The organism is Streptomyces sp. NPDC041713, from assembly GCF_055591085.1.
Genome location: NZ_JBVIZY010000009.1, coordinates 98,480 through 118,857 on the forward strand (window position 1 = coordinate 98,480; position 20,378 = coordinate 118,857).

Annotated in this window: 16 protein-coding genes; 11 read left to right on the forward strand and 5 right to left on the reverse strand. The window is 71.3% G+C overall.

Annotated elements, in window-relative coordinates; all coding sequences use genetic code 11:
• The first annotated feature begins 88 nt into the window (after positions 1–88).
• The 6 genes from ACZ6CV_RS25950 (at position 89) to serA (ending at position 10,079) form a co-directional block, all read left to right on the forward strand.
• Positions 89–1,042, forward strand: coding sequence for a 2-hydroxyacid dehydrogenase (locus tag ACZ6CV_RS25950; RefSeq protein ID WP_469253096.1), 954 nt, complete (start codon positions 89–91; stop codon positions 1,040–1,042).
• A gap of 387 nt (positions 1,043–1,429) precedes the next feature.
• Complete coding sequence (locus ACZ6CV_RS25955; protein WP_469253097.1) at positions 1,430–4,438, forward strand: putative bifunctional diguanylate cyclase/phosphodiesterase; 3,009 nt, start codon at positions 1,430–1,432, stop codon at positions 4,436–4,438.
• A gap of 234 nt (positions 4,439–4,672) precedes the next feature.
• Positions 4,673–6,520, forward strand: coding sequence for an acetolactate synthase large subunit (locus ACZ6CV_RS25960; protein ID WP_362373911.1), 1,848 nt, complete (start codon positions 4,673–4,675; stop codon positions 6,518–6,520).
• Between the two features lie 29 nt (positions 6,521–6,549).
• Positions 6,550–7,077 carry an acetolactate synthase small subunit gene (gene ilvN / locus ACZ6CV_RS25965; RefSeq protein WP_055568881.1) on the forward strand — a complete coding sequence of 176 codons (528 nt, stop codon included), beginning with the start codon at positions 6,550–6,552 and terminating at the stop codon, positions 7,075–7,077.
• Between the two features lie 104 nt (positions 7,078–7,181).
• A complete protein-coding gene (ilvC, locus tag ACZ6CV_RS25970) occupies positions 7,182–8,180 on the forward strand; it encodes a ketol-acid reductoisomerase (protein ID WP_469253098.1) in 999 nt (332 codons plus the stop codon).
• 294 nt (positions 8,181–8,474) lie between these two features.
• Positions 8,475–10,079 carry a phosphoglycerate dehydrogenase gene (serA, locus tag ACZ6CV_RS25975; RefSeq protein WP_362373913.1) on the forward strand — a complete coding sequence of 535 codons (1,605 nt, stop codon included), beginning with the start codon at positions 8,475–8,477 and terminating at the stop codon, positions 10,077–10,079.
• A gap of 112 nt (positions 10,080–10,191) precedes the next feature.
• On the opposite strand, the gene ACZ6CV_RS25980 is transcribed toward serA, so the two are convergent.
• Positions 10,192–11,745, reverse strand: coding sequence for an MFS transporter (locus tag ACZ6CV_RS25980; protein WP_469253099.1), 1,554 nt, complete (start codon positions 11,743–11,745; stop codon positions 10,192–10,194).
• Positions 11,746–11,832: 87 nt separating this feature from the next.
• Here ACZ6CV_RS25980 and ACZ6CV_RS25985 point away from each other — a divergent pair, with 87 nt between their 5' ends.
• Entirely contained in the window at positions 11,833–12,462 is a 630-nt protein-coding gene (locus ACZ6CV_RS25985; RefSeq protein WP_469253100.1) for a TetR/AcrR family transcriptional regulator, read from the forward strand.
• 30 nt (positions 12,463–12,492) lie between these two features.
• Here ACZ6CV_RS25985 and ACZ6CV_RS25990 read toward each other — a convergent pair whose 3' ends face one another.
• Positions 12,493–13,278 carry a helix-turn-helix domain-containing protein gene (locus ACZ6CV_RS25990; RefSeq protein WP_469253101.1) on the reverse strand — a complete coding sequence of 262 codons (786 nt, stop codon included), beginning with the start codon at positions 13,276–13,278 and terminating at the stop codon, positions 12,493–12,495.
• A 63-nt stretch (positions 13,279–13,341) separates the two neighbouring features.
• Between ACZ6CV_RS25990 and ACZ6CV_RS25995 the strand changes: the two genes are divergently transcribed.
• Positions 13,342–14,148 (forward strand): SDR family oxidoreductase, encoded by an 807-nt coding sequence (locus tag ACZ6CV_RS25995; RefSeq protein WP_469253102.1) that lies wholly within the window; start codon positions 13,342–13,344, stop codon positions 14,146–14,148.
• 22 nt (positions 14,149–14,170) lie between these two features.
• Here the strand turns inward: ACZ6CV_RS25995 and ACZ6CV_RS26000 are convergent, their stop codons facing one another.
• Positions 14,171–14,524 carry a hypothetical protein gene (locus tag ACZ6CV_RS26000; RefSeq protein WP_469253103.1) on the reverse strand — a complete coding sequence of 118 codons (354 nt, stop codon included), beginning with the start codon at positions 14,522–14,524 and terminating at the stop codon, positions 14,171–14,173.
• A 119-nt stretch (positions 14,525–14,643) separates the two neighbouring features.
• A complete protein-coding gene (locus tag ACZ6CV_RS26005; RefSeq protein WP_469253239.1) occupies positions 14,644–15,528 on the reverse strand; it encodes an alpha/beta fold hydrolase in 885 nt (294 codons plus the stop codon).
• 168 nt (positions 15,529–15,696) lie between these two features.
• On the opposite strand from ACZ6CV_RS26005, the gene ACZ6CV_RS26010 reads away from it, so the two are divergent.
• The gene (locus ACZ6CV_RS26010; RefSeq protein ID WP_469253104.1) at positions 15,697–16,290 is read left to right on the forward strand and encodes a TetR/AcrR family transcriptional regulator; all 594 of its coding nucleotides are present in this window, start codon (positions 15,697–15,699) and stop codon (positions 16,288–16,290) included.
• Positions 16,291–16,331: 41 nt separating this feature from the next.
• Here the strand turns inward: ACZ6CV_RS26010 and ACZ6CV_RS26015 are convergent, their stop codons facing one another.
• A complete protein-coding gene (locus ACZ6CV_RS26015) occupies positions 16,332–17,537 on the reverse strand; it encodes a PucR family transcriptional regulator (protein WP_469253105.1) in 1,206 nt (401 codons plus the stop codon).
• Positions 17,538–17,700: 163 nt separating this feature from the next.
• Here ACZ6CV_RS26015 and ACZ6CV_RS26020 point away from each other — a divergent pair, with 163 nt between their 5' ends.
• On the forward strand, positions 17,701–18,627 hold the full coding sequence (locus ACZ6CV_RS26020) for a proline dehydrogenase family protein (protein WP_469253106.1): 927 nt from the start codon (positions 17,701–17,703) through the stop codon (positions 18,625–18,627).
• A 40-nt stretch (positions 18,628–18,667) separates the two neighbouring features.
• On the forward strand, positions 18,668–20,299 hold the full coding sequence (gene pruA / locus ACZ6CV_RS26025; RefSeq protein ID WP_362373927.1) for an L-glutamate gamma-semialdehyde dehydrogenase: 1,632 nt from the start codon (positions 18,668–18,670) through the stop codon (positions 20,297–20,299).
• Positions 20,300–20,378 lie beyond the last annotated feature (79 nt).

Below are 20,378 nucleotides of genomic sequence, written 5' to 3' on the forward strand. Positions count from 1 at the left end.
AGATCATCAAAACTAACCGCTGCCGTGCCGGCTCCGGGCGCTGCCTCCCCGCGGGCGGTGCGTGAGCGGCGCGCATTAGCCTCCAGCCATGACGACAGACGTATGGCTTCCGTACGAGGCGCACGAGATCCCGGGGCTGCCCGAGGCCTCCGGCGCGGGATTCACCTACCGATTCTGGGCGGGCGGCCCGGAGTTCCCCGCGGACCCGGCCGACTGCGCCTTCTACGTGGTGCCCTATATGCAGACCTCGGAGACCGCCGTACGCCCGCTGTCCGCGATGACGTCGGTACGCGTCGTACAGACCCTGACCGCGGGCATCGACCACGTACAGCCCGGCATCCCGCTCCTCGCGCCCGGTGTGCGCTTGTGCAACGCCCGCGGGGTGCACGAGGCGAGCACCGCCGAGCTCGCGCTCACCCTGGTCCTCGCCTCCCTGCGGGGCGTCCCGCGCTTCGTCGACGGGCAGCGGCGGGAGGAGTGGCGGTCCGGGTTCTATCCGGCGCTCGCCGACAGGTCGGTGCTCATCGTGGGGTACGGATCGATCGGCGCCGCCATCGAGGACCGGCTCGCCCCCTTCGAGTGCGCGCGGGTGGCGCGCGTCGCGCGCTCCGCACGCACCACGGAGCGCGGCCCCGTGCACCCGCTCACCGAACTGCCGTCGCTGCTGCCCGAAGCGGACGTCGTCATCCTCTCGACGCCGCTCACCGAGGCCACCCGCGGGCTGGTGGGAGCCGACTTCCTGGCCCGCATGAAGGACGGCGCGCTGCTCGTGAACGTCGCCCGCGGACCCGTGGTCGACACCAAAGCGCTCATGACCGAACTGGAGTCGGGGCGGATCACGGCCGCGCTCGACGTGACCGACCCGGAACCGCTGCCCGCCGGCCACCCCTTGTGGCACGCTCCGGGAGTGCTCATCAGCCCGCACGTCGGAGGCTCCACCTCCGCCTTCGAGCCGCGCGCCAAGCGTCTGCTGGCCGCGCAGCTGAGCGCGTACGCGGCCGGGAAGCCTCTCGACAACGTCGTGCTCACCACGGGCAGTTGATCACCCGGGAGCGGTTTGCGCACGCTCCGCGTCTGCCCGCGTGCGCCTCGTGTTCGCTTTTTCGCCTGCCGTCACGGAGCGTAGAGGAGCTATGTCCCTGAGTGACGAGTCTGGTGTATCGTCCCGATTGGGGATGCGCCGTGAACCGTTCGGCGCGGGGACGAGACGTTGAGAACTGCGAGGGGGGCGACGGGCGATGCACGGCCTATGGGCGAAAGATCCGACGCGGCGGGAGCGCAGCCGACGCCTCTGGCGCACACCTGCCCGCCGACGCAGGCGAGTCGGGAGCCGCGCGAGCGGCCGACGCCGCACCCACCAGCGCCCGTGCCGGCCCGGTCGGCGCACGGGTCGGACGGACACGGGAGCGGCCCGGACCAAGGCGGCCCGGTGAGCGGCCGGGTGGCCTCCACCGCCGTCCTCGACGCAGGCGTGGCGGCCCTGTCGCGGCGGGCGCCGTCGACCCGGCGCCCGCTGCCCGGTGGCCGCGGCCCGGCCTCCCAGTTGGCGCTCCTGCTGGTCTGCGGTGCGTATGCCACGGGGTCCGCGCTCGGCTGGGGCTCGCCCCAACTGGCCCGGGTCATGGGCGACTTCGGGCTGAGTGTAGCCGCCGGGGCCGCCGCGATCTCCTGCTTCCGGTACGCCCGCACCCGGCACAGCCGCTTTCGACCCGCATGGCTGCTGTTCGCGCTCTCCTCCGCGATGGCGGCGTGCGGCAACGCGGTCTGGGGGTGGTACGAGGTCGTGCTCGACGCGGAGGTGCCGGCGCTCAGCCTCGCCGACGTGTTCTTCGTCTGCTTCGCCCCGCCCGCCATCATCGGCCTTCTCGTGCTCGCCAAACGCCCCGTGACCAGGGCGGGTTGGATCTGCCTCGGCCTCGACGCCTGGCTCATCGGGGGCTCGCTCCTCACCCTCTCCTGGAGCCTGGCCCTCGCCCGCGCCGCGAGGTTCGAGGGCCAGGGCGTGCTGCAGGGCGCGCTCGCCCTCGCGTACCCCCTCCTGGACATCGCCCTGGTCAGCGTGGTGCTCGCGCTGCACTTCAGACGCTCGGCCGCCCAGCGCGCCCCGGTGAACACCGCGATCGGCGCGCTCGCCCTGACGGTGATGTGCGACGCGCTCTTCAGCACCCCGCTGCTGAAGGACACCTACCAGTCGGGCCGGATCCTGGACGCCGGCTGGTTCGCGGGCTCGCTGCTCCTCGCGTACGCCCCGTGGGCCGCCCCCTGGCACGCGCGCGGGGCGCACGGCTCGGACTCCGCCCACGTGCCCTACGACAGCGAGCCCGAGGAGCCGCGCCCCGCCGCGCCCCGCCAGATCGCCGGCTCGCTCGCCGCCCTCACCCCGTATCTCGCCGCCGCCGTCTGCACGTTGGGGATCCTCTACAACGCGCTCAGCGGTCAGAGCGTCGACCGCGTGGTGCTCTTCACCGGTGGCGCCGTGGTGCTCGCCCTCGTCGTGCGCCAGGGCATCATGCTCAGGGACAACATCACGCTCACCCAGGAACTGGCCCAGAAGGAGAACCACTTCAGGTCCCTGGTCCAGGGCTCCAGCGACGTCATCATGATCGCCGCGCCGAACGGCATCCTGCGGTACGTGAGTCCGGCCGCCGCCGGGGTCTACGGCCGCGAGGCGGACGACCTCGTCGGCTCCGAACTGGCCACGCTCATGCACCCGGAGGACCTCGGCCGTGTCGTCCACGAGATCCGCAGGTTCCTCGCCGCCGACCCCGCGGAGGAGCCCACCACCCGCATCGAGTGCCGCTTCAAGTCCGGTGACGGCGGGTGGCTGAACGTGGAGTCCACCGTCAACCGCCACCACGGCGGCCTCATCTTCAACAGCAGGGACGTCACCGAACGGGTCAGACTCCAGGCGCAGTTGCAGCACAACGCCGAGCACGACCCGCTCACCGACCTGCCCAACCGCGCCCTGTTCACCCGGCGCGTCGGCCAGGCCCTGGCCGGCCGCAGAGTGACCGACCGCGGCACGGCGGTGCTCTTCATCGACCTCGACGGCTTCAAGGCCGTCAACGACACCATCGGGCACCAGGCCGGTGACGAGCTCCTCATCCAGGCGGCGCGCAGACTTCAGGAGGCGGTGCGTTCGGGCGACACCGCCTCCCGGCTCGGCGGCGATGAGTTCGCGGCTCTCATCGTCGGCGACGGGACCAGGGACCAGGCCGCCAGGGAACGGCACATCTACGAGCTGGCCGACCGGCTGAGAATCACCCTCTCCCAGCCCTACGCCATCGACGGCAACGACGTGCGCGTGGCGGCCTCCATCGGCGTCGCGTTCGCCGAACCGGGCATCGGTGCGGGGGAGTTGCTGCGCAACGCCGACCTGGCGATGTACCGCGCGAAGGCCGCGGGCAAGGGGCGCGTCGAGCTGTACGCGCCACAGATGCAGGCCGACGTCGTCCGCAAGGCGGAGCTCGCCACCCGGCTGCGTGCGGCGCTGCACGAGGGCCAGTTCGCGCTGCTCCATCAGCCCGTGGTCCGCCTCGACGACGGCCGGATCACGACGGTCGCGGCGCAGGCCCGCTGGCGCTCGGCGCAGGGCATCCTCTTCACGCCCGCCGAGTTCCTCAGGGTCTCGGAGACCCGGGACGGCAGGGAGGGCAAGGAGAGCGCCGCCCGCGCCGCCGAGCTCGGCCGCTGGATGTTCGAGGAGGCCGTCGAGCAGGCCGCCGAGCGCGGCAGGGCCGGTCACGCGGTGCCCGTCGCCGTCCGGATGAGCGCCCGCCGCCTCGTCGACCGCTCGCTGCCGATGGGCTCCATCGAGGCGCTCCTGACCCGGCACGGCCTGCCCTCCGGCGCGCTCATCATCGAGCTCGCCGGCAGCGACCCCCGGGTCTCCCTGGACGAGCTGGAGCGGCGCCTCGCGGCCCTGCGCAGGCTCGGTGTGCGCATCGCGCTCGACGGCTTCGGCAGCGGCTACGCGGCGATCACCGCGCTGCGCAGGCTCCCCGTGGACATCCTGAAACTGGACCGCGGCCTGGTCGAGGGCGTCGTCGATTCCGCGCGGCTGCACAAGATCACCTCCGGGCTGCTGCGCATCGCGGGCGACCTCGGGCTGATCTCCGTGGCCGACGGCGTCGACGAGCCGGAGCAGGTGGCCGCGCTCCGCGCGATGGGGTGCACGCACGGCCAGGGAGCGGCGTTCGCGGGCCCGCTCGACGAGTACCGGCTGCGCCGCGCACTCTCCCTCGGGGAGTATCCGGTGCCGCTCGATCCGGCCGAGCCGGTCCTCGCGGGCGGGCCCACGGGTCCGTACGCGGGCAGCGCCTCCTCCGGGTACCCGGGCGCCCCCACGGGGGCGTACGGCGGGCCGCAGGCGGTGTACACGGGCGGTCCCACGGCCTACGCCCGTTCACATGATGAGACCCCCGTCCCACCTACTTGACAGGCACTGCGTGCCGGGGGGAGGGTCAATGCCATGCGCACCCGAATTCTCGTACTTGGAAAGCGCGTCGGCTGAAGCTGGGACTGACCGGTCCGAACACCGGAGTCCCCGCGACCGCACCCGGCGCGCTCCCCTCGCTTGCCTCACGGCACGAGGGGTTTTTTGTTGCACTGGCACCCGCCAAACCCCCGCAAAACCCCCGCAAAAACCCTCAGCTTCGAGAAGAGAATGCCGATGACCGAGCAGGCCACCGGGGCCCACCATCCGCAGCCGCGGCCCCGAACCTCAGGACAGCAGCCCGCCCCCGTCGAGCACGTCACGGGTGCGCAGTCCCTCATTCGTTCTCTCGAGGAAGTCGGGGCCGACACGGTGTTCGGCATTCCCGGCGGAGCCATCCTCCCGGCCTACGACCCGATGATGGACTCCACCCGGGTGCGCCACGTCCTGGTCCGCCACGAGCAGGGTGCGGGGCACGCGGCCACCGGGTACGCGCAGGCCACCGGCAAGGTCGGCGTCTGCATGGCGACGAGCGGCCCCGGCGCCACCAACCTGGTCACGCCGATCGCCGACGCCCACATGGACTCCGTCCCGATGGTCGCGATCACCGGCCAGGTGGCCTCCAAGGCCATCGGCACGGACGCCTTCCAGGAGGCGGACATCGTCGGCATCACGATGCCGATCACCAAGCACAACTTCCTGGTCACCAAGGCCGAGGACATCCCGCGCACCATCGCCGAGGCGTTCCACATCGCCTCGACGGGACGTCCGGGCCCGGTCCTCGTGGACATCGCGAAGGACGCGCTGCAGGCGCGGACGACGTTCTCCTGGCCGCCGCAGCAGGACCTGCCCGGCTACCGCCCGGTGACCAAGCCGCACGCCAAGCAGATCCGTGAGGCCGCCAAGCTCATCACGGCGGCCAGGCGCCCGGTCCTGTACGTCGGAGGCGGCGTCCTCAAGGCGCGGGCCACCGCCGAGCTGAAGGTCCTGGCAGAGCTCACCGGAGCGCCCGTCACCACCACCCTGATGGCGCTCGGCGCATTCCCCGACAGCCACCCGCTGCACGTGGGAATGCCGGGCATGCACGGTGCGGTCACCGCCGTCACCGCGCTGCAGAAGGCCGACCTGATCGTCGCCCTCGGAGCCCGCTTCGACGACCGCGTCACCGGCAAGCTGGACAGCTTCGCCCCGTACGCGAAGATCGTCCACGCCGACATCGACCCGGCCGAGATCGGCAAGAACCGGGCCGCCGACGTGCCGATCGTCGGGGACGCCCGCGAGGTCATCGCCGATCTGGTGCAGGCCGTCCAGGCCGAGCACACCGAGGGCCACACCGGCGACTACACCGCCTGGTGGGCCGACCTCAACCGCTGGCGCGACACCTACCCGCTGGGCTACACGCAGCCCGAGGACGGCTCGCTCTCCCCGCAGCACGTCATCGAGCGCATCGGCGAACTCGCCCCCGAGGGCACGATCTTCGCGGCGGGCGTCGGCCAGCACCAGATGTGGGCCGCGCACTTCATCCAGTACGAGAAGCCCGCCACCTGGCTCAACTCCGGCGGCGCCGGGACGATGGGCTACGCGGTCCCCGCCGCGATGGGCGCCAAGGCCGGCATGCCCGACCGCGCGGTCTGGGCGGTCGACGGCGACGGCTGCTTCCAGATGACCAACCAGGAACTGACCACCTGCGCCCTGAACAACATCCCGATCAAGGTCGCCATCATCAACAACGGCGCCCTCGGGATGGTCCGCCAGTGGCAGACGCTCTTCTACAACCAGCGCTACTCCAACACCGTCCTGCACAGCGGTCCCGAGGACGTCGGCCCCAACAAGGGCACCCGCGTCCCGGACTTCGTGAAGCTGTCGGAGGCCATGGGGTGTGTGGCGCTGCGCTGTGAGCGCCCCGAGGACCTCGACAAGGTCATCGCCGAGGCCAACGCCATCAACGACCGGCCCGTCGTGGTCGACTTCATCGTCCACGAGGACGCCCAGGTGTGGCCGATGGTCGCAGCCGGCACCTCGAACGACGAGGTCATGGCCGCCCGGGGCGTCCGCCCCGACTTCGGCGACAACGAAGACGACTGAGACCGAGAGCGAAAGAGAGACCACGAGTCATGTCCACCAAGCACACGCTCTCCGTCCTGGTCGAGAACACCCCCGGCATCCTCGCCCGGATCGCCGCCCTGTTCTCGCGCCGCGGCTTCAACATCGACTCCCTCGCCGTGGGCGTCACCGAGCACCCCGACATCTCCCGCATCACCATCGTGGTGAACGTCGAGGACCTGCCGCTCGAACAGGTCACGAAGCAGCTCAACAAGCTCGTCAACGTCCTGAAGATCGTCGAACTGGAGCCGGGCGCGGCCGTCGCCCGCGAGCTCGTCCTCGCGAAGGTCCGCGCCGACAACGAGACGCGCTCCCAGATCGTCGAGATCGTCCAGCTGTTCCGCGCCAAGACCGTGGACGTCTCCCCGGAGGCCGTCACCATCGAGGCCACCGGCAGCAGCGACAAGCTGGAGGCCATGCTCAAGATGCTGGAGCCCTTCGGCATCAAGGAGCTCGTCCAGTCCGGCACCATCGCGATCGGCCGCGGCTCCCGCTCCATCACGGACCGCAGCCTGCGGGCACTCGACCGCAGCGCCTGACCGGCACCCGCCGGCACCCCTCTCGGATACCGAGACCCGAGACCTTCCCTTCCTGAACCCGCCGTACGGTGGGACGCAACACCAGCACACATAGGAGATTCCCAGTGGCCGAGCTGTTCTACGACGACGACGCCGACCTGTCCATCATCCAGGGCCGCAAGGTCGCGGTCATCGGTTACGGCAGCCAGGGCCACGCCCACGCGCTGTCGCTCCGTGACTCGGGCGTCGACGTCCGCGTCGGTCTGCACGAGGGCTCCAAGTCCAAGGCCAAGGCCGAGGAGCAGGGCCTGCGCGTCGTCACCCCGTCGGAGGCGGCGGCCGAGGCCGACGTCATCATGATCCTGGTCCCGGACCCGATCCAGGCCCAGGTCTACGAGGAGTCCATCAAGGACAACCTCAAGGACGGCGACGCGCTGTTCTTCGGCCACGGCCTGAACGTCCGCTTCGGCTTCATCAAGGCCCCCGAGGGCGTCGACGTCTGCATGGTCGCCCCGAAGGGCCCGGGCCACCTGGTCCGCCGCCAGTACGAGGAGGGCCGCGGCGTCCCGTGTATCGCGGCCGTCGAGCAGGACGCCACCGGCAACGGCTTCGAGCTGGCGCTCTCGTACGCCAAGGGCATCGGCGGCACGCGTGCGGGCGTCATCAAGACGACCTTCACCGAGGAGACCGAGACCGACCTGTTCGGCGAGCAGGCCGTGCTCTGCGGCGGCACCGCGGCGCTGGTCAAGGCGGGCTTCGAGACGCTGACCGAGGCGGGCTACCAGCCGGAGATCGCGTACTTCGAGTGCCTCCACGAGCTGAAGCTGATCGTGGACCTCATGTACGAGGGCGGCCTGGAGAAGATGCGCTGGTCCGTCTCCGAGACCGCGGAGTGGGGCGACTACATCACCGGCCCGCGGATCATCACGGACGCCACCAAGGCCGAGATGAAGAAGGTCCTGGCGGAGATCCAGGACGGCACGTTCGCCAAGCAGTGGATGGACGAGTACCACGGCGGTCTGAAGAAGTACAACGAGTACAAGACCCAGGACGAGAACCACCTCCTGGAGACCACGGGCAAGGAGCTGCGCAAGCTCATGTCCTGGGTCAACGACGAGGCGTAGGGGTGCTCGGGTCCGGGGCTGATGCCTCGGGGCTCCGCCCCGGACCCGCTCCTCGGACTCCCCCAAGCTCTTGAAGAGCAGGGGGGGACCCCCAGGGGCTCGATTCATCCGCCGTGTCCAGCCACGGACGGGTGATCCTTCCAGTCAGGCGCATGGCGATCCCCTCCGCGCCACTACACTTCTGTTCAACATTCGCGTCGGGCCCACAGCGTCGTGCGTCTTCCACGCGGCAAGCACCCTCCACCGCCTGCGGCCGTCGGGACGGCCGTCCGCAATGGACTTGTGAGGACTCACGTGAGCACTGCTGCCACCGGCAAACCCGTCGTACTCATCGCTGAAGAGCTGTCGCCCGCCACCGTCGACGCCCTGGGCCCGGACTTCGAGATCCGCCAGTGCAACGGCGCGGACCGCGCCGCGCTGCTGCCCGCGATCGCCGACGTCGACGCGATCCTGGTCCGCTCCGCGACCAAGGTCGACGCCGAGGCCATCGCCGCCGCCAAGAAGCTGAAGGTCGTCGCCCGCGCGGGCGTGGGCCTGGACAACGTCGACGTGTCCGCCGCCACCAAGGCCGGCGTGATGGTCGTCAACGCCCCGACGTCGAACATCGTCACCGCCGCCGAGCTGGCCTGCGGCCTGCTCCTGGCCACCGCGCGCAACATTCCGCAGGCCAACACCGCCCTGAAGAACGGCGAGTGGAAGCGCTCCAAGTACACCGGTGTCGAGCTCGCCGAGAAGACCCTCGGCGTCGTCGGCCTCGGCCGCATCGGCGCCCTCGTCGCCCAGCGCATGAGCGCCTTCGGCATGAAGGTCGTGGCCTACGACCCGTACGTGCAGCCCGCCCGCGCCGCCCAGATGGGTGTGAAGGTCCTCTCCCTCGACGAGCTGCTCGAGGTCTCGGACTTCATCACGGTCCACCTGCCCAAGACCCCCGAGACCCTCGGTCTCATCGGCGACGACGCGCTGCACAAGGTCAAGCCGACCGTCCGCATCGTCAACGCCGCGCGCGGCGGCATCGTCGACGAGGAGGCGCTGCACTCCGCCCTCAAGGAGGGCCGCGTCGCCGGCGCAGGCCTGGACGTGTACGCGAAGGAGCCCTGCACGGACTCCCCGCTCTTCCAGTTCGACCAGGTCGTCTGCACCCCGCACCTCGGCGCCTCCACCGACGAGGCGCAGGAGAAGGCGGGCATCGCCGTCGCCAAGTCGGTGCGCCTCGCCCTCGCCGGTGAGCTCGTGCCGGACGCGGTCAACGTGCAGGGCGGCGTCATCGCCGAGGACGTCCGTCCCGGCCTGCCGCTCGCCGAGAAGCTCGGCCGCATCTTCACCGCCCTCGCGGGCGAGGTCGCGGCCCGCCTCGACGTCGAGGTGTACGGCGAGATCACCCAGCACGACGTGAAGGTGCTCGAACTCTCCGCGTTGAAGGGCGTGTTCGAGGACGTCGTCGACGAGACCGTGTCGTACGTGAACGCGCCGCTGTTCGCGCAGGAGCGCGGCGTCGAGGTCCGCCTCACCACCAGCTCCGAGTCGCCGGACCACCGCAACGTGGTCACCGTGCGCGGCACGCTCTCCGACGGCGAGGAGATCGCGGTCTCCGGCACGCTGGCCGGACCCAAGCACCTCCAGAAGATCGTCTCCATCGGTGAGTACGACGTGGACCTGGCGCTCGCCGACCACATGGTCGTCCTGCGGTACGCCGACCGTCCGGGCGTCGTCGGCACCGTCGGCCGCGTCCTCGGCGAGGCGGGCATCAACATCGCCGGCATGCAGGTCGCCCGCGCCGACGTGGGCGGCGAGGCGCTGGCCGTCCTGACCGTCGACGACACGGTGCCGCAGCCGGTCCTGAACGAGCTGGCCGAGGAGATCGGCGCGGAGTCCGCTCGCGCGGTGAACCTGACGGACTAGGGCTCCGGAGCCTTGGGCGGGGTCGGTCACCGGCTTCGCCGAGTTCGTCCTCAAACGCCGGACGGGCTGGATACTCTCCAGCCCGTCCGGCGTTCGTACGTGCGCGACCGCGTCACACGAGCAGCTTCTCGTCGACGGTTACCTCGGCGCCGGCCTCCGGCGCCGGCTCCTGCACCCGGACCCGCACCCCGCGCAGCGTCGCCGACGCCAGGGCCGCCGCCGCGAGCAGGACCACCATGCCCGTCAGCGCAGCGACATGCATGCCGTCGGTGAAGGCGGTACGGGACGCGGTCAACAGGGCGTCCGCCGCGTGGCCCGGCAGCTGCTGGGCGACCGCCACCGCGCCGCCGAGCGTCTCGTGGGCCTCGGCGGGGGCCGCGTCGGGGACGCGGCTCTGGTAGACCGCGTTGCCGATGGAGCCGAGCAGCGCCATGCCCATCGCGCCGCCGAACTCCTGGCCGGTCTCCAGGAGTGAGGAGGCCGTGCCCGCCTTCTCCGCGGGGGCCGCGCCGAGCGCCAGGTCGGTCAGCTGGGAGCCGATGATCACCGCACCGCAGGCGAGGACGCCCGCGCCGGCCAGGACCAGCCACAGCGAGTCGGTGCCGGTGAGGGCGAGCAGGCCGAAGCCGGCGGCGGAGAGGACGAAGCCGGTGGCGACGACGTGGGCGCGGTTCATGCCGCGCTGGACGAGCGCCGTGGCGACGGGCGCGGCCGCACCGATGAGGACCGAGGGGAGCAGCGCCCACAGCGCGGCCTCCATGGCGCTGTTGCCGAGCACCGACTGCAGGTACTGGGTGGTGAAGTAGGCCGAACCCATCATCGCCAGCGAGGAGATGAGGTTCAGGGAGACGGCGGAGCCGAAGGTGCGGCCGTGTCCGCGGAAGAGGTCCGGCGAGATCATCGGCGAGCGCGCGGTGCGCTGGCGGTGCACGAAGAGTGCGGCGAAGACGAGTCCGACGGCGACGGACGCGACGTACGGGACCTCGACGCCCTCGACCGGCATCTCCTTGAGCCCCCAGACCACCGGCAGCACGGCGGCCATCGAGAGCGGCACGCTCAGCAGGTCGAACCGGCCGGGCTCCGGGTCCTTGGACTCCGGGATGAGGACGGGCGCGAGGACCAGGAGCAGGACCATCGCGGGCAGGTTGACCAGGAAGACCGAGCCCCACCAGAAGTGGGCGACCAGCACGCCGCACAGCACCGAGCCGAGCGCGATGCCGGCGACCATCACGCCCTGCCACATGCCGATCGCCTTGGCGCGCTGCGCGGGGTCGCGGAACAGGGTGCGCACCAGGGCCAGCGTGGACGGCATCAGGGTCGCGCCGCCGATGCCGAGGACCGCGCGGGCGGCGATCAGGGTCTCGGCGCTGTTCGCGTAGGCGGCGACGAGCGAGGCGGTCCCGAAGGCCGCGGCGCCGAACATGAGGAGCCTGCGGCGGCCGATGCGGTCGCCGAGCGAGCCCATCGTCATCAGCAGGCCGGCGAGTACGAACGCGTAGATGTCGAAGATCCACAGCTGTTGGGTGCCGCTGGGCCGCAGGTCGGCATTGATCTGCGGGACGGCGAAGTAGAGGACGGACACGTCCATCGAGACCAGGAGCAGCGGAAGCATCAGGACGGCGAGGGCGGTCCATTCCTTGCGGGTGGCGCGCGGGTTCGTCTGCATGACAGGGACTGTACGGACGTCTTAAACGCTTGTCTAGTACGAGCGTATAAATCAGTCGTGTAAGACGTCGGTACTAGGGTGGGCGGCATGGGACACCGCGAAGATCTGCTCGAGGGCGCGAAGCGCTGCCTGCTGGAGAAGGGGTTCGTGCGCACCACGGCCCGCGACATCGTGAAGGAGTCCGGGACGAACCTCGGCTCCATCGGTTACCACTACGGGTCGAAGGACGCGCTGCTCGCGCAGGCGTTCATCGCGCTGGTCGAGCCGATGGGCGACGACTACGAGAGGGCGCGGGCCGCGCGGGAGGCGGCGGGGGAGGGCGCGGAGGCCGGCGCCGAGGAGGCGGGCGGCCTGGAGCGGTTCCGGGACGTCTGGGCCGGCATCATCCGCTCGGTCCCCGAGTCCCGCCCCATCTGGATGATGACGCTGGAGGTCGTCACCCAGGGCGAACGCCTGGCGGGCATCCGGAAGTTGCTGATCGAGGCGCAGGAGGAGGGCCGGAGCGGGCTCACGGCCATGTTCACCGGTATCGAGGAGAGCAAGCTCCCCGCGGACGTGGTGGACACGGAAGGCCGCCTCTACACGACGCTCCTCAACGGCCTGATGGTCCAGTGGCTCTTCGACCCGGACTCGGCGACGACGGCGGAGCAGTTGACCGAGGGGCTGCGGCGGGTGATGGAGCGGGACGGGTCCCGTCCCGGGGCCGACGGGCGGTAGGAGGCCGCCCGTGATGCCGGGGAGTGCGCTTCACAGCAGACGGGTCAGGGCCCGCTCCGACTGACTCCCGTCCTCCGCCTGGTAGACGATGATCACCTGGTCCTCGGCGCCGCCGACCGTCAACGCCTGCCTGCGCAGGTCGAGTTGACCGACGGCCGGGTGCGCGAAGCGCTTGAGTTCGTCGCGGGCGGGCCGCGTCTCGTGCCTGGCCCACAGCCGACGGAACTCCTCGTCCGCTTCGAGCCCGGCGACCAGGCGGGCGGTCCTGGGGTCCGTCAGGTCGGCCTCGGCGCGCAGGGCCGCCGCGGTCTGCGCGGCGACTTCCGCCCAGTCGGGGAAGAGCCGACGGGACGCGGGGTCGAGGAACACCGCCTCGGCCAGGTTGCGTCCGGGCTCGTACATGGGGGCGAGCGCGCGGGCCCACTTGTTCGCCGCCAGTACGTCGAAGCGCCGGTCGCGCACGTACGCGGGGCGGTCCGCCCATGCGTCGAGCAGCCGCCGCACCTCCGGGGAGACGTCGGTCCGCGACCGCGGCACGGCTGCGGGGCCGGCCAGGGCGAGCAGGTGTGCCGAGGCGTCGGCGTCCAGCTCCAGGGCCCGCGCGAGGGAGCGGAGCACCTGGGGCGAGGGGTGCCGGTCCACGCCCTGTTCGAGCCGGACCAGGTACGGCTCGCTGATTCCGGCGAGTTGGGCCAGTTCCTCCCGGCGCAGTCCCGCGACCCGGCGTCGTCCGCCGGTGGGCGTCGCCGCTTCTCCCGGAGTGACCTGTCCGCGCCGGGCCTTGAGGAATTCCCCCAGCAGGTTGTCGGCCGCCATGGTGCGAGGGTAACCCCGTGGGGGTGCTGGCTGCCGGGGCGCGTACGGCGCAGGCTCGACGGCATGAAGATCTGGTTCATCACCGGCGCGTCCCGCGGCTTCGGCCGGGTCTGGGCCGAAGCCGCTCTCGACCGGGGCGACCGTGTCGCCGCCACCGCACGCGACCCGAAAACCCTGCGGCCTCTGGTGGATGCCTACGGGGACGACGTCCTCCCGCTCGGTCTCGACGTGACCGACCGCACCGCCGTGACCTCCGCGGTGCGGCGGGCCGCCGAGGTCTTCGGCCGTCTCGACGTGGTCGTCAACAACGCGGGCTACGGCCTGTTCGGCATGATCGAGGAAACCACCGAGGAACAGGCGCGCGCCCAGCTCGACACCAACCTGTTCGGCCCGCTGTGGGTCACACAGGCGGCCCTGCCGTACCTGCGGGCCCAGGGCAGCGGTCACATCCTGCAGATCTCCAGCCTCGGGGGCCTCGCCGGCTTCCCCACGCTCGGGCTGTACAACGCCTCCAAGTGGGCCCTGGAAGGGATGAGCGAGGCCCTGGCCCAAGAGGTCGCCCCGTTCGGGATCAACGTCACCCTGGTCGAACCCGGCCCCTACGGCACCGACTGGTCGGGTGCCTCCGCGGTGCACACCGAGCCGCTCCCCTCCTACGAGCCCGTCCGCGCCGCGCGCCGGGCGGGTGCGTCCGCCCGCACGCCGCAGGACGCGCGAGCCACCGCCCCCGTACTCCTGGAACTCGTCGACACCGACGCGCCGCCCCTGCGGCTCTTCCTCGGCACGTACCCGTATCCGGTGGTCGAGGCGGCCTATCGGCAGCGGCTCGACACGTGGCACGACTGGCGGCACCTCGCGTCCCGGGCGTGAGGGGAGCGGGGCTTGGGGGCGGTTACGACCAGTTGGTGCAGGTGACGGGGACGTACCCCTTCTTGTTGGTGCCGTACGGCATCGCGTACACCCACTTGTTGCTCGTCTTGCCGCACTTCTTGTACGTCTGGCCCTTGAACTTGTAGCCGTCGTGACAGAGGAAGCCCTTCTTGCCCTTGTTCCACTGGCCGACCGCGGTGGCGTTCGTCTTCGGGCTGGTGCGCAGCTTCACCGCTTCCTTGGCGGCGACATTGGACATGCCCCGGCTGCAGTCCGGCTTCGTCGCGGCGACGGCGGTGCCGCCGAAGGTGAGGGTGGAGCCGACGAGCGTGACGGCGGTGACGGCGATCGCGGGGGCCAACATTCCGAGTTTCATGGGGTGTTCGTTCTCCCGTAGGTGGGGTGAATGTTCGGACGGGGAGACGGTACCTGCTGGTGATCATGGGGGCGGCCGCGGTTACGCAGGTGTGACCGTTCGGGCGGGTGTTCGCGACGTCAGGCGCCGTCGCGGAAGAAGCCGGCCAGGGCCGCGGCGACCGCCTCGGGCTGTTCGTCGGGGAGGAAGTGGCCCGCGTCGGGCACGACGACTCCCGTGGTGCGGTCGGCCCAGGGGCTGAGGGAGGCCGCCATGTCCGGGATGGAGCCGTGGCTGCCGGAGATGCCGAGGACGGGCACGGTCAGATGCCGCCGCTGCAGGGCCTCGTGGTTCCTGCGCGCCGACTCGGCGGCCTCCCGGTAGTGGGCGAGGGAGGCGCGGAGGCCTCCGTCGGCCGCGAGGGCCGCCGCGTAGTGGTCGATCTCGGCGTCGTCGAACGTGTCGGGGGAGAGGGATTTCATCCGCAGGAACCAGGCCACGTACTCCCGTTCGCGGCCGGCGAGCAGCGTCTCGGGCAGGTCGGGCACCAGATGGAACGCGAAGTGCCAGGTCTTCCACGCCCGGTCCGGGTCGGTGGGTATCGCCTCGGGGAGGGTGATGCCGGGGATCCCGGCGTCGAGCAGGGCGACCCCGCGCGGTCCGTCCTCGTGCGGTCCGTCCTCGTGCGGTCCGTCCTCGTGTATGAGGGCGAGCGAGAACGCCACCCAGGCGCCGACGTCATGGGCGGCCAGCCAGTAGGCCGACACCCCCAGGGCCCGGACGGCGGCGTGGACCTGCGCGGCGACCGTGTGCGTGTCGTAACCGCGCTCCGGCCGCTCGGAGTGGCCCTGGCCCGGCAGGTCGACCGCGATGACGCGGAACCGGTCGGCGAGGGCGGGCATGACCTTGCGCCAGGCCCACCAGGTCTGCGGGAAACCGGCGAGCAGGACGACGGCCGGGCCGCCCGGCCGGCCGCCGTCGACGGCATGGAGGCGGACGCCGTCGGCATCGACCCAGCGGTGCATGAACCCCGCCAGGTGATGCAGGGGCAGGTCGGGGACGGGGTTGGTCACGAGGATCTCCGTCGATCGTGGGGGACTCGGGGGCTCGGACGCTAACACATCTTGAACTGATTAGTTCAAGATAGGATGAGGGGCGACACGGACACCGACACACCGGCAAGGAAGCCCCACGTGGCAGGCAAGAAGCAGTTCGACATGGACACCGCGCTGGACACCGCGATGCTCCAGTTCTGGCGGGCGGGGTACGCCGACACCTCGCTGGACGACCTGTGCCGGGCGACCGGCCTGAACCGCAGCTCCATCTACTCCTCGCTCGGCGGCAAGGACACGCTCTTCCTGCGCTGTCTGGACCGCTACGCCGCGCGCTACGGCGAGAAGTACGACGCCGCCCTGTCGGACGCGGCCTCGGACCCCTCGGCGGCCGTCCGCGCCTTCTTCGACGTCACCCTCGCCCGCATCGCCGATCCCGCACTGCCGGACGGATGCCTGATCGCCCAGTCGGCCATGGCCGTCCCGGTGCTGAGCGAACACGTCGCGGCCCGCGCCAAGGAGGCGCTGGGCTTCCAGCGCGCCCGGCTGCGCGCCGCGCTGAGGGCGGGGCGGCTCACCGACCGCGACGCCGACGCCTTCGCCGAACACGTGGCCGCCGTGAACCAGTCCCTCGCCGTCATGAGCCGAGCCGGCGCGAGCCCCGCGCAGCTCCGGGCCGTCGTGGGCGTCACCGTCGACGCGCTGGCACGGGCGTCAACGGTCACGCCCGGGTAGCGCCGCCCTCGACACCACCACCATCTGACCCCTCAACGGCCTTACAGCCGCGAAGACTTCAGCACCATGTGCAGGAGCAGCCGGTCCTCGCCGTCGTCCAGGTCCAGGCCGGTGAGCTGCTCCACGCGCGAGAGGCGGTAGTAGAGCGTCTGGCGGTGGATGCCCAACTCCGCCGCCGCACGGCCCGCCTGGCCCGCGCAGTCGAGGAACACCTCGGCGGTGCGCGCCAGTTCACGGTGGGCCGGGCCCAGGAGCTGCCGCGCCACCGGGTCGTGCGCCGCCTCCGGGGGCAGCGCGGTCAGCAGGCGGTAGGGCCCCACGTCCGACCACTGCGCCACCGGCGCGAACCGCCGCTCCGCCAGCGCCGCGCGCGCCGCCCCCGACGCCTCCCACCACGCCGCCCCCAGATCCTCCAGGCCGTGCCGGGCCCCCGCGATCCCCGCCGCGGCGCCCGGCACGGCGTCGAGGAGGCGGGACGCCGCCGTGTGCGCGGGAGAGAGCGCGTCGGCCGAGCGCAGCCGGACCAGGGCCGCCAGCGACTGCGCGGTCGTGCCCCACGGCACCGTGCACACCGCCGCCGCGCCCGGCACCGTACGGGCGGCGGGGGCGTCGTCCGGGTCCGCCGAGCGCCACGGCGCCACGCACACCACCGCGTGCAGGCCGTCGCCGCGCGCGCCGAGCGCCGTGCGCAGGGCGGCCACCGCCATGTCCCGCTGCCAGCCACGCTCGGCCGTCAGGACCGCCCGGAACTCCCGGGTCAGATCGGCGCCCGCCTGCGCCTCGTCGGCCAGCAGCGCGCCGATCCGGGTGGCCACCTCCATGGCGGCGGTCAGCTGCTGCTCGCCCGGGCCCGGGTCGTCGTCGAGCAGCCACACGTATCCGAGGGCGAACCCCCGATGGCGTACGGGCAGGCAGACGCGGCCCCGGTAGACGCCCGCCTCCGGGGTGGGCGGGATGCGGACGGGCGTCGTCGCGCGGGTGATGCCGAAGCTCTCGAACCAGGAGCGGACCTCGGCCGTGGACCGGCGGGTCAGGATCGAACGGGTCCTGACCGGGTCCAGGACGGTCGCGTCGAAGCCGCTGTCGCCGTCACCGCCGCCGTCGTGCGCGCCGAACGCGATCAGCTCGAAATCGCGGTTCTCCAGGGTCGCCGGGGCGCCGAGGAGCGCCGAGATCTCGTCGACCAGTTCTTGGTAGTCACCCTTCACCACCCCATTCTCCCGCAGCCCCCGGTTTTCTTCAGACATCTGTCTGAGATCCAGGGCACGGATGCGTGACAGGTGTCGATGGCTCGCGGTCGGCGTGATCCCTAGATTTCACGGTGGTTCTCCGTGCCGTACCGCCGCATTTGCCCCCGAGAGGGGTTATGCCGGTAAGGCACCCGTTTTCGTACACCCGTGGAGGTGCCCCGTGCTGGGTCCCGTGATTCTCGCCGCGTCACGCAGCGACAAGATGCGCCGTTTCGTCTCGGCGGCTCCCGGCACCAAGCAGGTCGTGGCCCGGTTCATCGCCGGTGAGAGCGTCGACCAGGTCGTCCCGATCATCGTCGACGCCGCCGACAAGGGCCTGGAGGTCACCCTCGACGTCGTGGGTGAGGACATCACCACCGTCGAGCAGTCGCACGACGCCCGCGACGCCTACCTGGCGCTCATCGACCGCCTGAAGGACCTCGGCCTCGGCACCAAGGCCGAGATGTCGGTGAAGCTGTCCATGTTCGGCCAGGCGCTGGAGGGCGGCCACGAGCTGGCCCTCGCCAACGTGCGCCCCGTCGTCGAGGCCGCCGCCGCCATCGGCACCACGGTCACCCTGGACGCCGAGGACCACACCACCCTCGACTCGATGTTCGCCATCCACGACGAGCTGCGGAAGGACTTCCCGCAGACCGGCTGCGTCATCCAGGCCTACCTCTTCCGCACCGAGGCCGACGCCCGCCGCCTTGCCGCGAACGGCAGCCGGGTGCGTATCGTGAAGGGGGCCTACAAAGAGCCCGCCGAGGTCGCGTACCAGGACAAGGCCGAGATCGACAAGGCGTACGTCCGTATCCTGCGCATCCTGATGGAGGGCGAGGGCTACCCGATGATCGGGTCCCACGACCCGCGCCTCATCGCCATCGCCCAGGAGCTCGCGCGCCGCGCCGGGCGCAAACTGGACGAGTACGAATTCCAGATGCTGTACGGCATCCGCAGCGACGAGCACCTGCGGCTCGCCGCCGAAGGCCACCGGATGCGCGTGTACACCGCCTACGGCACCGACTGGTACGGCTACTTCATGCGCCGTCTCGCGGAGAAGCCGGCGAACCTCCTCTTCTTCGGCCGCTCCATCCTCACCAAGGGCTGAGCTCCCTTCCCCCGACCCCCCTTAAGGAGATACGGAACTCATGGACGCTGTGACCCAGGTCCCCGCGCCGGTCAACGAGCCGGTGCACGGCTACGCGCCCGGCTCCCCGGAGCGCGCCCGCCTCGAGACCAAGCTCAAGGAGCTGGCCGAGAACCCGATCGAGCTGCCGATGACCATCGGTGGCGTCAAGCGCCTCGGGGGCGGCGAGCCCTTCCAGGTCGTGCAGCCGCACAACCACAAGTCCGTCATCGGCACCGGCCGCGGCGCCACCCAGCAGGACGCCCAGGACGCGATCGACGCCGCCCTGGCCGCCGCCCCGGCGTGGCGCGCCATGTCGTTCGACGACCGCGCCGCGATCATCCTGCGCGCCGCCGAGCTGCTCTCCACCACGTGGCGCGAGACCCTGGCCGCCTCCACGATGCTCGGCCAGTCCAAGACCGCCCAGCAGGCCGAGATCGACACCCCGTGCGAGCTCGTCGACTTCTGGCGCTTCAACGTCAAGTACGCCCGTGACCTGCTCGCCGAGCAGCCCCCGGCCAACGCCACCGGCGTCTGGAACCGCCTGGACCACCGCCCGCTCGAGGGCTTCGTCTACGCGATCACGCCGTTCAACTTCACCGCCATCGCGGGCAACCTCCCCACCGCCCCGGCCCTGATGGGCAACGTGGTCGTGTGGAAGCCGTCCCCGACGCAGACCCACGCCGCCGTGCTGCTCATGCAGCTCCTGGAGGAGGCCGGTCTCCCCAAGGGCGTCATCAACCTCGTCACCGGTGACGGCATCGCCGTCTCCGAGGTCGCCCTGAACCACCGCGACCTGGCCGGCATCCACTTCACCGGCTCCACCCCGACCTTCCAGCACCTGTGGAAGACGGTCGGCGAGAACATCAAGAAGTACCGCACCTACCCCCGCCTCGTCGGCGAGACGGGTGGCAAGGACTTCGTCGTCGCGCACCCGAGCGCCGACCGCGCGATCCTGAAGACCGCGCTGACCCGCGGCTCCTTCGAGTTCCAGGGCCAGAAGTGCTCCGCCACCTCGCGCGCCTACGTCCCCGCGTCCATCTGGAACGACGGGTTCAAGGAGGAGTTCGCGGCCGAGGTCGACGGCATCAAGATGGGTGACGTCACCGACCTGTCGAACTTCATCGGCGCCGTCATCGACGAGCGCGCGTTCGCCAAGAACAAGGCGGCCATCGACCGCGCCAAGTCCGACGACACCTGCACGATCGTCGCCGGCGGCACGTACGACGACTCCGTCGGCTACTTCGTGCGCCCGACCGTCGTCGAGTGCACCGACCCGGCCAACGAGGTCTTCACCACCGAATACTTCGGCCCGTTCCTGGCGGTCCACGTCTACGACGACGAGAAGTACGACGAGATGCTGGCCCAGATGGAGTCGGTCTCCGACTACGCGCTCACCGGCTCGGTCATCGCGAACGACCGCGCGGCCGCCGCGTACACGATGGAGAAGCTCCGCTACGCCGCGGGCAACTTCTACATCAACGACAAGTCGACCGGCGCCGTCGTCGGCCAGCAGCCCTTCGGCGGCGGCCGCGGCTCCGGCACCAACGACAAGGCCGGCGCCCCGCAGAACCTGCAGCGCTGGACGCTGACCCGCGCCATCAAGGAGACGCTGGTCCCGCCGACCGAGTACGGCTACCCGCACATGGGCTGACGCCCGCCGCGGGCCTTCGCGGCCCGCCCCTGAACCCCGCCTCCGACCTGGGCCCCACCCCGGTCGGAGGCGGTGTCGT